This window comes from Deltaproteobacteria bacterium (genome assembly GCA_026388415.1).
Lineage (GTDB): Bacteria > Desulfobacterota > Syntrophia > Syntrophales > JACQWR01 > JAPLJV01.
Map to the genome: position 1 here is coordinate 15662 of JAPLJV010000040.1, position 13274 is coordinate 28935.

Annotated in this window: 15 protein-coding genes; 11 read left to right on the plus strand and 4 right to left on the minus strand. The window is 52.0% G+C overall.

The genetic code is table 11. The annotated features are described in order from the left end of the window. Nucleotides 1–28 precede the first annotated feature (28 nt). From NT140_08120 to NT140_08165, 10 genes are all read left to right on the plus strand, one after another. Nucleotides 29–352 carry an ATP synthase subunit I gene (locus tag NT140_08120; GenBank protein MCX5831836.1) on the plus strand — a complete coding sequence of 108 codons (324 nt, stop codon included), beginning with the start codon at nt 29–31 and terminating at the stop codon, nt 350–352. Beyond that, a complete protein-coding gene (locus tag NT140_08125) occupies nt 340–1062 on the plus strand; it encodes a F0F1 ATP synthase subunit A (GenBank protein ID MCX5831837.1) in 723 nt (240 codons plus the stop codon). Before NT140_08120 ends, NT140_08125 begins: the two co-directional genes overlap by 13 nt. Nucleotides 1063–1097: 35 nt before the next feature. Continuing rightward, nucleotides 1098–1376, plus strand: a complete 279-nt coding sequence (locus tag NT140_08130; protein ID MCX5831838.1) for a F0F1 ATP synthase subunit C — start codon at nt 1098–1100, stop codon at nt 1374–1376. Between the two features lie 4 nt (nt 1377–1380). Continuing rightward, nucleotides 1381–2178 carry a hypothetical protein gene (locus tag NT140_08135; protein MCX5831839.1) on the plus strand — a complete coding sequence of 266 codons (798 nt, stop codon included), beginning with the start codon at nt 1381–1383 and terminating at the stop codon, nt 2176–2178. After that, nucleotides 2168–3727, plus strand: a complete 1560-nt coding sequence (locus NT140_08140) for an alternate F1F0 ATPase, F1 subunit alpha (GenBank protein ID MCX5831840.1) — start codon at nt 2168–2170, stop codon at nt 3725–3727. Before NT140_08135 ends, NT140_08140 begins: the two co-directional genes overlap by 11 nt. Next, nucleotides 3714–4604 carry a F0F1 ATP synthase subunit gamma gene (locus tag NT140_08145; protein ID MCX5831841.1) on the plus strand — a complete coding sequence of 297 codons (891 nt, stop codon included), beginning with the start codon at nt 3714–3716 and terminating at the stop codon, nt 4602–4604. Before NT140_08140 ends, NT140_08145 begins: the two co-directional genes overlap by 14 nt. 73 nt (nt 4605–4677) lie before the next feature. Beyond that, complete coding sequence (locus tag NT140_08150) at nt 4678–4866, plus strand: hypothetical protein (GenBank protein ID MCX5831842.1); 189 nt, start codon at nt 4678–4680, stop codon at nt 4864–4866. Nucleotides 4867–4884: 18 nt separating this feature from the next. Then, entirely contained in the window at nt 4885–6084 is a 1200-nt protein-coding gene (locus NT140_08155) for a PAS domain-containing protein (protein MCX5831843.1), read from the plus strand. 90 nt (nt 6085–6174) lie between these two features. Beyond that, on the plus strand, nt 6175–6684 hold the full coding sequence (locus tag NT140_08160; GenBank protein ID MCX5831844.1) for a hypothetical protein: 510 nt from the start codon (nt 6175–6177) through the stop codon (nt 6682–6684). A 41-nt stretch (nt 6685–6725) separates the two neighbouring features. After that, the gene (locus tag NT140_08165; GenBank protein ID MCX5831845.1) at nt 6726–7433 is read left to right on the plus strand and encodes a cytidylate kinase-like family protein; all 708 of its coding nucleotides are present in this window, start codon (nt 6726–6728) and stop codon (nt 7431–7433) included. A 133-nt stretch (nt 7434–7566) separates the two neighbouring features. On the opposite strand, the gene NT140_08170 is transcribed toward NT140_08165, so the two are convergent. Further along, complete coding sequence (locus NT140_08170; GenBank protein ID MCX5831846.1) at nt 7567–8049, minus strand: hypothetical protein; 483 nt, start codon at nt 8047–8049, stop codon at nt 7567–7569. A gap of 57 nt (nt 8050–8106) precedes the next feature. Here NT140_08170 and NT140_08175 point away from each other — a divergent pair, with 57 nt between their 5' ends. Further along, complete coding sequence (locus tag NT140_08175; GenBank protein ID MCX5831847.1) at nt 8107–9318, plus strand: thiolase family protein; 1212 nt, start codon at nt 8107–8109, stop codon at nt 9316–9318. Between the two features lie 192 nt (nt 9319–9510). Here the strand turns inward: NT140_08175 and NT140_08180 are convergent, their stop codons facing one another. The 3 genes from NT140_08180 to NT140_08190 form a co-directional block, all read right to left on the minus strand. Further along, nucleotides 9511–10275: an SDR family NAD(P)-dependent oxidoreductase gene (locus tag NT140_08180; GenBank protein ID MCX5831848.1), complete on the minus strand. Its 765-nt coding sequence runs from the start codon at nt 10273–10275 to the stop codon at nt 9511–9513. A 66-nt stretch (nt 10276–10341) separates the two neighbouring features. Then, on the minus strand, nt 10342–11949 hold the full coding sequence (locus NT140_08185; protein MCX5831849.1) for an AMP-binding protein: 1608 nt from the start codon (nt 11947–11949) through the stop codon (nt 10342–10344). 56 nt (nt 11950–12005) lie between these two features. Further along, nucleotides 12006–13274 carry a (Fe-S)-binding protein gene (locus tag NT140_08190; GenBank protein MCX5831850.1) on the minus strand — a complete coding sequence of 423 codons (1269 nt, stop codon included), beginning with the start codon at nt 13272–13274 and terminating at the stop codon, nt 12006–12008.

Sequence of the window (13274 nt, forward strand, 5' to 3'; positions counted from 1 at the left end):
TTCGACAATGGTGTGAGAGGATCGGCGCATGTTTTCTTTATCAACACTTTTAGTCCCCTTCGTCCTCGGCGGTCTGATCGGCTTGGTCTATTTTTTAGGCCTCTGGGAGACAGTGCGCAGGCTCCCTGAAGCGAAAAGCCCGCACAGGCTCATGATTCTGAGCTTTGCGGCACGGACCATTTTTGCCTTAGGCGGGTTTTTCCTCCTCACAGACGGGGCATGGGAACGTATGGCCGCTGCCGTCCTGGGATTTTTCATCGTCAAGACGGTTCTGGTCGGCACCCTTGGCAGGATCCCGATGCCGCCGGGTCGGGTGACACGGCCTACAGGAGCATGCTCATGGAAATCGTAGCCATCCATCAGATCAGTCCGGATCAGGTCATTTATTTCGCGTGGCATTTTATCACCATCAGTGCCGCTCTCGTGTACACCTGGATCGTCATGGTTATCCTGGTCATCGGTTCACTGGCGATCACGCGGAATCTGTCGTCGGACCGCAAAATGTCCCGCTGGCAGAACCTGATGGAGGTGATTGTCGCCACAATCCGCTCCGAGATCCGGGAAGTCGTCAGCGAAGGCGGGGATTCCTATTTCCCCTTTATCGGAACCCTGTTCATTTTCATCCTCATGTCGAATGTGTTGACCTTCGTCCCCGGTTATGTGGCGCCGACCTCGTCGCTCACGACGACAGCGGCCCTGTCCGTTCTGGTCTTCTTCGCCGTTCCGATTTTCGGCATTACGAAACAGGGTCTTATCGAATATCTCAAGGAATATTTTCGTCCGAACTTTATCTTTTTCCCCCTGCATGTCATGGGCGAAATGGCCAGGACGCTCTCCCTGGCCGTCCGGCTTTTTGGAAACATGATGAGCCATGAAAAGGTGATCGCCATCCTGCTTTCGGTGACGCCCCTGTTTTTCCCTGTCGCCATGCAGGCCCTGGGACTGCTGATCGGCATCATTCAGGCATATATCTTTGTAGTCCTGACCATGGTTTACATTGCAGCGGCAACACAGTCGCATGAGGGCACAGAACATAAACCCAAAGTGTACAAAACAACCTGAAACCGAAAAACAACGAAGGGAGGAAAAAACAAGTTATGGACAACGTGAGCATTGTAGCAACGGTATCGATTATTACGGCAGGCATCTGTATGGCTGTGGGCTCCATTGCGCCGGCCATGGGGCAGGGACGGGCGATACATGGCGCCTTAAGTTCCATCGCACAGCAGCCGGATGAGCGCAACTCCCTGACGAGAACGCTTTTCGTGGGTCTCGCAATGATGGAATCCATCGCAATCTACTGCTTTGTCATCTCCATGATTCTGGTGTTCGCCAATCCGTTCTGGGCATACGTCATCAAGAAAGCGGGGGGATAATTCCATGCATATCGACTGGTTTGTCTTTTTCTCCCAGATCGTCAACTTCCTGATCCTCATGTTCCTGCTGAAGAAGTTTCTCTTCGGGCGGATCATCGGGGCGATGGACGCCCGGGAGGCGAAGATCGGCGCGGTCTTTATGGAGGCCGAAAAATCCCGGCAAGCGGCCGAAGCGGCCGCGGAGAGCCACACAAAAAAGCTCCGGGATATCGAGGCGGGTTACGAGCAGATGCTCCTCAAGAGCCGCCAGGATGCGGAGGCCTATCAAGGACAACTCCTCGAAAAGGCCCGTGAAGAGGTGGACTTTCTCAAGGCCCGGTGGATGGAGGCCCTGCAGTCTGAACGGGCCAACTTTCTCCAGGAATTGCGACGTCTGGCGGGTCATCAGGTTTACGCCGTGAGCCGGCGCGTCCTGAAAGATCTGGCCGACCTCGACCTCGAGGAGCGGATCGTGGAAGTCCTCATCGAACGCATCGAAGCCCTGGACGAGCAGGAGCGGAAAAAATTTCAGGGGCCGACCGAAAACGGCAGTATCGTTATTTCCTGCGCCTTTGAGATTCCACCGGCGACACAGGCGAGGCTCGACGGCGTTCTGCGCCGTTTCTTTCCGGGCATCAGCGGGATTGTCTATGAACGGTCGGACGACGTCCTGTCCGGATGCGAGCTGCGGTCGAATGGCCACAAAATCGCCTGGAGCGTCAAGGACTACCTCGACAGCCTCGAGGAAAGATTCTATTCGGCTCTGTACGGAGAGGCCCAGGATTTGAAGCAGACGAAAGAAGGAGTGGATCATGAGCGTTGAAGCGACAGAGAAGAATGAATTGAAGGCGTTTCTCGACGGGACCTTCCAGACGCTCGACGATGTTCTGGCCAGTCAGGAGGCCGAACTGCGGGAGCGCGAGGTGGGCGTCGTTTCCTATGTCGGGTACGGCATCGTCCGGGTCGAAGGGCTGCCCAGCATCCGGGCCGACGAGCTCGTTCTGTTTCCTCAAAACCTCCAGGGACTAACCTTCAACATTGATCCCCAGGAAATCGGCGTGATTCTGCTGGGGCCCACGGGTGACCTGCGGGCGGGCGCGGAAGTGAGACGCACGGGCAGGATCCTCGACGTTCCCGTCGGTGAGGCTCTCATTGGCCGCGTCGTGGACGCTCTGGGTGTTCCCCTCGATGACCGTGGAGAGATCCGGACCATGAAACGACTGCCCGTCGAACGCGAAGCGCCGGCGGTCATGGCAAGAGATCCCGTTACGGAGCCCCTTCAAACGGGGATCAAGGTGATTGACGCCCTGTTCCCGATCGGCCGGGGTCAGCGGGAGCTGATCGTCGGCGACCGGCAGACGGGCAAGACGGCCATTGCCATAGACGCCATCATCAACCAGGCAGACAAAGACGTCCTGTGCATCTATTGCACCGTCGGCAAAAAGGCCTCAGACGTCGCCAAGGTCATTGCGGACCTCAAGCAGTACAACGCCATGGATTACGTCATTGTCGTTGCCGCCACGGGAGATGACCCGCCGGGCCTCCAGTTTATCGCTCCCTACGCCGCCACCACCATGGGCGAATATTTCATCGCTTCCGGCCGCGACGTCCTGATCGTCTATGATGACCTCACCTCTCACGCCCGCGCCTACCGCGAACTCTCGTTGCTGCTGCGGCGGCCGCCGGGCCGGGAAGCCTTTCCCGGAGATATTTTTTATATCCATTCCCGTTTGCTAGAGCGCTCGACCCATCTGAGGAAAGAACACGGCGGCGGCTCTTTGACGTCGCTGCCCATCGTGGAGACGGAGGCGCAGGATATTTCAGGCTATATCCCGACCAATCTGATTTCCATTACGGACGGGCAGCTCTATCTCTCCCCGCGCCTTTACCAGAAGGGCATTCTCCCTGCCGTGGATGTGGGAAAATCGGTGTCGCGCGTGGGCGGCAAGGCCCAGCTCCCGGCCTTTCGCGCGGTGGCGGGGGATCTGCGAATCTCCCATTCCCAGTTCGAGGAGTTAGAGACTTTTTCCCGGTTCGGCACGCGCCTCGATGAGGCGACCCGGAAGGTACTCGAACGCGGCTGGCGCGTCCGGGAAATCCTCAAGCAGCCCCAGTACAAACCGATCCCGGTGGCGGAGCAGATTGCTGCCATGCTGGCGGTCACCACGGGGCACTTCGACACCATAGCCATCGCCGACATCCGGGCGGCAGAAGAATCGCTGCGCAAAAACGTGGCGGTAAACCAGAGCGATTTCTGCTCCCGCATCACCGGAGGAAGTAAACTTGACGACGCGGACCAGAAAACGATTACCAGCATCGCCAAAGATACGGCGGCCAGTTTTCTGAAGGAGCCCGACCGTGCAAACCCCTGAAGCCCTGAAGCGAACGATAAAGAGCGCTCAGGATCTTCTGGGCGTCGTGAAGACCATGAAGGCCCTGGCCGCCGTCAGCATCCGCCAGTACCAGCGTTCCGTCGAATCCCTCGCCGATTACAACCGGACCGTCGAGATGGGCCTGCAGATCATTCTGAAAGACCGCCAGGGCGCCCCCGAGCCGCCGCGACAGCGTGCCAAGAAGCAACTGGGGGCGATTGTCTTCGGCACGGACCAGGGGCTCTGCGGCCAGTTCAACAGTATCATTGCCCAGCATGCCGTCCAAGAGCTGGACAGGACGGACTTCAAAAAGGAAGACCGGTTTTTCATCGTCGTTGGAGTGAAAGTGGCCGACATCCTCAGCGATACGGGAGAGAACGTCTTTGAAATCCTGACCCAGCCGGGTTCGACGGCAGGGATCACGGCCATGGTCCAGGATATCACGCTGCTCCTCGAAGACTGGCGCTTCAAACGTTCCGTGGAAAACATGGTTCTTTATTACAACGAGTATCTCTCCGGCGCGACCTATCGTCCCCGGACGCTCAAACTGCTGCCCGTGGACAAGATATGGCTGGCCGATCTGCAGAAAAAGAAGTGGGACTCCCGGACACTGCCCATGTTTAACATGGACTGGGAGCGCATATTCCGATCCATGATCCGGGAATACCTGTTTGTTTCGGTTTACCGGGCCTTCGCCAATTCCCTGGCCAGTGAAAACGCCAGCCGGCTGGCCGCCATGCAGAACGCGGAGAAGAATATCGAAGAACGCCTCGAGGAGTTGCACGTCCAGTTCCACCGGCAGCGTCAGATGACCATCACGGAAGAACTGCTGGATATTGTGGCCGGTTTCGAAGTTTTGAAGGAATCGAGAGCCTGATGAAGTCAGGCGGTCAGATTATCCAGTACGTGAAGACTGAATACTTAAAAATTATAAAAGGAAGGGGTGATTTATGAAGATAAATACAGGTAATAAAATTGACACGGGCGGCAGCGGCAGGACGATTAAGAAGAAACTGGAATTGTCAGACAGCTCCCGGGAATCGGAGCATCTGCTGCAAAGCATCGTTCAGGGCTTTTCCATCCCTGCTTTTGTGATTGGAAAGGACCGCAAGGTGATCTACTGGAACAGGGCCCTGTAGCATCTGAGTAAAATCCCGATGAGCGAGGTGATCGGCACCAACAAGCAGTGGAAAGCGTTCTATGCCGAAGAAAGACCCTGCATGGCAGATCTTCTGGTTGATGGGGACTTGGCGCGGATTTCCAGGTGGTTCGAAGGGAAATACACCAAATCCGAACTGCTGGAAGAAGCCTATGAGGCGACCGACTTCTTTCCTGATCTCGGGGAGAACGGCAAATGGCTTCGCTTTACGGCTGCAGTCATCAGGGATTCCAAGGGCCGGCTTGTGGGGGCCGTTGAGACACTGGAGGATATCACGGAACGTGTGGCGGCTGAACTGTCGAAAAAGGAAAGAGAGCAACGGCTATTCAGTGTTATCGAGAGCTCGCCCTTGCCGACATTCGTCATCAGAGTTGATCACACGGTGATTTACTGGAATCGGGCTCTCGCAAAATTAAGCAAAATTCCGGCGGAAGAGGTGATCGGGACCAGTCAGCACTGGCGTGCTTTTTATGCCCAAGAAAGGCCTTGCATGGCCGATCTGATCGTAAATCAATCACTTGATACAGTACCGGAATGGTACGGTGGCGTATCTAAATCGAAACTTCTTGATGAAACTTTTAAAGCGGAGGGATTTTTCCCCGATCTGGGCGAAAACGGTCGCTGGCTATGGTTCACCGCGACGGCAGTCCGTAACTCGCAGGGAGCTTTAGTCGGCGCTATCGAGACATTGGGAGATTTTACGGAAACCAAAAGGGAACGCGAAATTGCAGAGCAAAGGTTAGTCAAGAGCGAAAAAAGAATGAACAGCATTTTCCAGGGTTTTTCCATCCCTGCTTTTGTGATCGGGAGTGACCACAAGGTCATTCTTTGGAACCGGGCTTTGGAAATTTTGACCAAAATACCGGCCGAAAAGATGATCGGGACCGATCAGCAATGGAGAGCCTTCTATGGAAGAAAGAGGCCCTGTATGGCCGATCTGCTTGTGGACAGTGCGGTGAAAAATATTCCCAAGTGGTACAAGGGAAAACACCGAAAATGCGATGTCGATGAAGAGGCATTCGAAGCAACGGATTTCTTCCCCGATCTGGGGGAAAATGGGCGTTGGCTTCGGTTTACGGCTGCCGTCATCCAGGATAGCCTGGGAGAACTCGTCGGCGCCGTCGAGACCATCGAAGACATTACGGATCAAAAAACGGCCGAGGCCGCGCTGAAGGCAAGTGCGCCAAAGAAGAAGTAGTCTCTCTCTGGCGTTGCCGAGCGTTCGTCCATTGAGCAGGTCTGTTGAACAGGAGTCTAATATTTTAGCGGGAATCAAGGAGGTCAGACCATGATGAAATCATACGCCACCCAATTAATAGAGATAACGGAGAAACATGCGGAAGCCATCGCCCGGCAATGGTATAACAATATCAGAATGAATCCCAAAACGCCCTATTATCATAAAATGCCGGAAGGGAAGGTCATCCAGCAGGCCCTGAATTTTTTCAGCAGAGTCGGAAAACTGTTCCTCTCCGATAACCCTTTTGATGACGCGCATATCCAGTTTGCCCAACATGCGGAAGAAAGCTATAAGGCGCGTATCCCGCTGTCCCAGGCTATCTACGCGCTCACGCTCATGAGGCGCCACATTTGGCTCTATGCCGAACCTCAATTTATGACTGCCGTCGAACACCATCATGCCACCGAAAGCCTGAACCGTACGATTCTGATGTTTGACTATGCAACGTATGTCCTCGCTCTGAAATATGATGAACTGCTCCGCAGGGAAGTTGAGCAACAATTCAAGGCGTCAAAGGTAAAAGGCGCCATATCACTATGGGAAAGCGCGCAAAAATAGTTGAAATTTCTTAAAGAAAGAGTAAGGGGAAAGGAGGCAAAATGTTAAAAATACCCCGTAGCTTCAATGTGTTGGTGGAAGAACAGATAAACAAGTGGCGCTCTGTCACCGCTGAACGGGACGGCGAGGTCAAGGTGTATCATCCCGTGATCACCATCTCTCGTGAACCCGGCACGGGAGGAACCGTGATTGCCAAGAGATTGGCAGAAGCCCTGGGAATGGACATCATGAGCAACCAGATTATCCATAAAGTAGCTGAGAGCGTTCAAATGAGCGAGAAAGTCGTCTCTTCACTGGACGAGAAGGATGTCAAAAAACGTGACAACTGGCTGACGTCCCTCTTCGAGTCACGCCACCTGTGGCCAGATAATTATCTGCGGCACCTCATGAAAGTTATCAGTACTATTGGACGGCACGGCAACGCCGTTATTCTTGGCCGGGGAGCTAACTATATTCTCCCCCTTGAAGAAACCTTTCGCGTCAGGCTCGTAGCCCCCAAGGAGGCACGGATCGCCAGGGTCATGGCAAGCCGGGGATCGTCCCGCAAGGAGGCGGAGGAATATATAACCCAGACCGGCTCAAACCGGGATGCCTTTATTCGGAAGTACTTTCATACAAATATCGCTGATCCTGCTCATTACGATTTAGTGATTGATTCAAGCCGTTTGGGTATCGATGGGACAATAGAAACCATCAAGGCGGCCTTTAATTTAATGAATTTTCAACGAAGGATTTTAAAGGAGCCGTGAAAATAAAGGGACATAACACTTGGTGTTGATAAGAATTTCCGATTACAACAATATTCGGTTGGATCCTAAAAAATCAATGGGTTAGGCTTGCAGTAGGCGTCATACTTCCTCATTGCTTCCATAACTTCCCAAATCAGGCGCGATCTCCGTTCTCAAAAGATACTTCATGGTTGACTTGATTTATCAATAATGACCGGGTTTGATACCGGCTCACCTCCGAATGGCCACAGGCACCCCACGCCGAAACATTTTGACGAATATGAGCTTGTCTTCGAGCTCCCCCTGTGCCATCGAACTTGTACCGGCCGTTGGCGCCTTCCCAGACGTCCATGTACCGAATCGCGTAAGACAGATCGAGGGGGTTGCGAGACCCTGTAAACTTGACCGCCTTCGCCAGGATATGCAAGGCATCGTAGCCTTGGGCGGCCCCTGCTTTTTGACGCAAAATAGATAAAAAATATCCCTTGACAACCAAAAACAGCCACCCTATACTCCCGCTGTTGAAAAGCAATGTCTTATCAACTATCAATTTAACGTAGAGAGTCAAATAGTATAAAAGCTGGGGGAGGTAATTTTTACGCAGCATTACCGGTGTGTGACCTACAAAGGAATGCATGTTTGACAGGACCTTTTACAGCTCAAATTAACTAATTGTTTATAAGGAGGTAGTTACATGAAAACTTTTACAAAGGCGTATATCCCTTACAACGGATACTATTCGACCCCCTTCTGCCGTTGGCAGGGCAGTATGCAAAACGAGAACGCAATCGAGTTAGGCGCAAAGACTGCGAGACGGTGGTTTCTGGAGAAGAAGAAGATCGATCCAGCCATCCTTGACTATCTGTATTTCGGGATAAGCATTCACCAGCATCACTTGTTCTACAGTCATAACTGGGCTGCCGGCATGCTGACAGACAATAAGAAGAACCTGCCTGGTCTTATGGTCAACCAGGCTTGTACGACCTCCACCACAATTCTTAACCTTGCTGCACTAGCCGTAGAGGCAGGTGCTTTCGATGTGGGTTTCGGTCTTATGACTGACCGCACCTCCAATGGGGCGCACACCGTGTGGCCGAATCCCATGGGTCCAGGTGGCGAGGTCATCCATGAAAACTGGCTCATGGACAACTTCAATTCAGATCCCAACGTCTTTCCGCCTACGAAGATGGTAGGGACTGCCGAGAACGTAGCCAAAATAGAAGGATTCACCAAGGAAGAGTCTGACGCAGTTGTCCTTCGGCGTTACGAGCAGTACATGATGTCCCAAGCCGATGACAGGGCTTTTCAGAAAAGGTATATGTTCCCCGCAGAAGTGAAAGTCGGCAAGAAAGGGACTAAGTTGGTTGAGCTTGATGAGGGTGTTACCCCTACGACCGCCGAAGGTCTGGCTAAATTGAGACCGGCGGAGCCAGGCGGTATCCACAGCTTTGGCGCCCAGACATTTCCTGCCGACGGCAACTGCGGGTTCATCGTCACCACCCGTGATAAGGCCAAGGAGTTGAGCGCTGATCCCAAGATAGAGATACAGATTGTCTCATTCGGCTTTTCCCGCGTGAACCCCGGCTTCATGGCTTCAGCACCGGTACCGGCTGCCGAGATGGCACTTGCCAACGCAGGTCTCAAGATCACTGACATGAAAGCAATTAAGAGCCACAACCCCTTTACAACGAATGACCTCAACTTTGCCAAGAAGATGGGCATCGATGTCATGAAGATGAACAACTACGGATGCTCCCTGATCTATGGACATCCCCAAGCTCCTACTGGAGGCAGGATCATTGCTGAGATGCTCGAAGAGATGGCGATGATCGGTGGAGGCTATTGCCTCTGGACCGGTTGTGCTGCCGGCGATACCGGTGCTTCCATGATCTTCAAGGTCAGCTAATCAGAAATACATGAGCTGGGGCCGGAATTTCTGCCGGCTCCAGCTCATTCTACTTTGGCCGTTCTTCTTTGAAGCTCAGCTTATGGTATTCGAAGATGATAATCAGTGTTTCGTGCGAGGTCAAGGAGATAAAACCTCCTTATAAGTTCTGATACAGATTGTGAGAATTGCTCCCTCACGCTGGGTTTGTAATTACACAGTCAGGGCGCCTCCATCCACGTATATTGATTGACCCGTGATAAAATCGGCCGCTCCCGTGGCCAGAAAAAGAACGGCGCCGACAATATCTTCCGGTTCGGCCAAACGTCCCATCGGAATCTTTGCAGATACCAGCTTGGCAATCTCCGGATTAGACCACATAGGTTTGCTGAATTCCGTCCGCGTCAAGGCCGGGCCTACAGCGTTAACCCGGATGCCGTAGGGAGCCCATTCAAGGGCCATGCTGCGGGTCAGCATCTTGAGCGCCGCTTTGCTGCAGCAGTAGGCGGCCATACCCGCCTCAGCCTTTTCCGCACCAATGGTGGTAATGTTGATAATCTGCCCGCTTTTTTGTTCGACCATCGTCCGGGCCACAAGCCTGCTTAAAAGCCAGACGGCTTTCACATTGGTATCAAACACCTTATCCCACCCATCCTCACGCAGATCTATGAGGTTGCGCATGAAGCTCCGGGCGGCATTGTTGACCAGAATATCTATCCGCCCGAATGTACTGATGGTTTTCTTTACCATATCTTCTAACTGTTCGTTTACAGTCAGATCGGTAACAACGGCGATGGCTTTACCGCCGCTTTTGTTGATTTCTTCGGCCACTGCTTCGATCTCCTGCGGACTGCGGGCAGCGATGGCCACAGAGGCGCCGGAGGCGGCCAATCCCAGAGCGATAGCCCGGCCGATTCCTTTTCCGCCTCCAGTTACGATAGCCACCTTGCCGGCGAAATCGTGTTTGACGCCTTCCATAATATTCTCCTTTTATAATTGGTGAGGGGACAGATTCGAAATCAGCCCCCTCACCAATCTACCTTGCTACTGATGATCGCTCCATTTTCCGAACTGTTCTCTCAGTATCCTGTGGAGTATCTTGCCGGCGCCGCTTCTGGGCATTTCTTCGTCTTTGATAAAGACGATGTTTTTGGGAACCTTGAAGCCGGCGATCTTGCCCTTGCAGTGGCCGATAATTTCTTCCGGTGTTGAGGTTTTTCCTTCATGTAATACCACGACGGCCATTACCTGTTCACCCCATTTTTCGTGAGGAACGCCGATGACGGCAACATCTTTAACTTTCTCAAGACTGCCGACACAGTTCTCTACCTCAGACGGGAAGATGTTCTCGCCGCCGGAGATAATCATGTTGGCCTTTCTGTCAACGAGATAGATATACCCGTCTTCATCACGGTATCCCATATCGCCGGCGCTGAAGTATTCGCCCTTCATCGCTGCTTTGGTCTTCTCGGGCTCTTTCCAGTATTCTTCAAAAACCATGGGGCTTCTTGAGTAGAGTTCGCCCACTTCGTTCGGCTTCGTTACCAGTTTTCCTTCCTCATCGTAGAATTTGATATAGTCGGTGCCGATAACCTCACGACCGCATGAGCCAAGCTTGGTAAGCTGTTCATGGGGTTTGAGGACTGTTACAATGCCTGCTTCCGTAGAGCCGTATGCTTCATTGAGCTCTGAGTTGGAGAACATCTTGAGGACGCCAAGCTTGGTGTCTCTTCTGGCCGGGGCAGAGGAGATCAGAAGTTTTTTAACGCAGGTCAGATCATATTTCTTCTTCACATCGTCCGGCAGCGCGAGCATCATGATGTAATGGGTGGGAACTAATGAGGTAAAGGTAACTTTGTGCTCCGCGAAGGTTTTTAACAGATTCTCAGGGCTAAAACTCACCATGTTGTATGCCATCACGGTACCGCCGACCCAGGTAACAACAAATGAATAGAAGAGGGAGTTTACATGGCAGCAGGGCATGACCAGGAGATTGCAGTCATCATAATTGAACTGGTGATCAAATATCTGAATAAAATACTGGGCAAAGAGATTGGCGTGTGTCTTTACGACGCCCTTGGGCCTGCCCGTTGTGCCACCGGTGTACATGATGACCCAGGGATCTTCCGCATCTACCACGGTCGCCGGTTCTTCCGGGCTCGCTTTGGCCAGCGCTTCTTCGTAAGAAACAAAGCCGTCATATTTCTCATTATTCAAGGCAAAGGAGACATACTTCTTGACGGTAGTGAGCTTTTTCTTCGTTTCATTCATCTGGTTAATCCAGGGGAATTCTTTGCCGTCGGCGCCATCCTTTCCACCCTGTACGATAAAAACCTTTGCCTCACAGTGGTTGGTGATATATTCAATATCTACCGGCGCCAGCCTGAACATCAGTGGAACGCATATAAACCCGCCCTTCGCCGCGGCCGCGTAAATCTCCATCCATTCCACACAGTTGTAGGCGAGGACGGCAAACCGGTCGCCCTTCTTCATGCCCATATCGGCAAGTGCATTGGCCAGTCGGCATGATCTCTCGTCCCACTGTTTGAATGTATAAGCCTTGTACAAGTCTTTGATACCGATTTTATCAGGAAACTTCAGGGCATTTACTCGTACCACGTCTTTTGCTGTTAACCAGTGTCCGTTCTTCATGTTTCGTCCTCCTGAAATTATTTTTTAAAACGATAATTTTTTGGTAAAAACTGCCTTTATTCAACGAGCTCCAGGAAATGGTACACCTTCTGCGGCATCTTGTTTCTCAGGGCGTTGTCTATCAGATTTATCATGCAACCAGGACAGGCAGTGACAACTATATCTGCACCAGTTGCCTTGATACCGTCCATCTTCTTATCGGCAATCTTCTTGGTCAGGTCATAGTGATAAACACTGAAGGAACCACCCATGCCGCAGCACATATCGGCATTAGGCATTTCAACATATTTCAAGCCCTTTAAGGCCTTCAGGATCATCCGGGGCTGGTCTTTGATGTTCTGATACCTTACCAGGTGGCACGGGTCGTGCCATGTGGCCGTCTTGCCTTCGAATTCCTTTTTCAGCTTGAATTCTTCCAGTGGCACCTTCATCACATCAATAATAAACTCGGTGCTGTCTTTGACCTTCTTTTCAAATTCCTGATATCTTTTTTTCTGATCCTCGTTATCCGGGAGGTATTTCTGATAATCCTTCAAAGTGGAACTGCACGTGCCGCAACCTGTTACAATATAATCAACATCTTTAAATGCTTTAATGTTTTCTTCGGCAAGCATCCTGCCGGTCTCAAAATCACCGCTGAAGTAAATGGCCGCGCCGCAGCAGTTCTGACTTTCGGGAACAACCACTTCAATACCCTTTTTTGTCAGGAAATCAATAATCTTCAGCCCCAGTTCAGGATATACAAAGTCCATGGCACACCCCATAAAGAAGCCGACCTTCATTTTTGCCGCCTGACCGTTCTGTGGCTTATAGACAGGTTTAACCTGATCACGCAGAAACTTGTCGGCCAGCGCAGGGATATTCCTTCCCTGGCCCAGCGCCTTCATAAAATCGGGCAAGTGCCTGATATTGCCTTCTGTCTTGGGAAGCAGCCACTGGAATGCCTTGGCTAATCTCACATAATTTCCAAAGGCCTTTCTGTTGGACATTACCTTCCGAAACGCAAAGTTCTTTATAAAACCCAACCCCTTGTTTTTCACCATCTGGGCCCTTGTCCCCACAACAACCCTGTCAATCTGGGTCTTTGAAGGACAATTAGCGACGCATCGTTTACACAGAAGGCATTTACTGATGATCGTGCCCATCTCCTCGGTGAATTCCTGATTACCGCTCAGGATCTGTTTAACGAGGTAGTTTTTACCCCTGGCAACGGAAGTCTCCGTCTTTTCTTCCTGATATACCGGGCAGAAAAAACTGCAAAAACCACATTTCATGCACTGATCTGAAAACTCTTCTATTTTTTTAAGCTCTTCTATGTCTTTCAA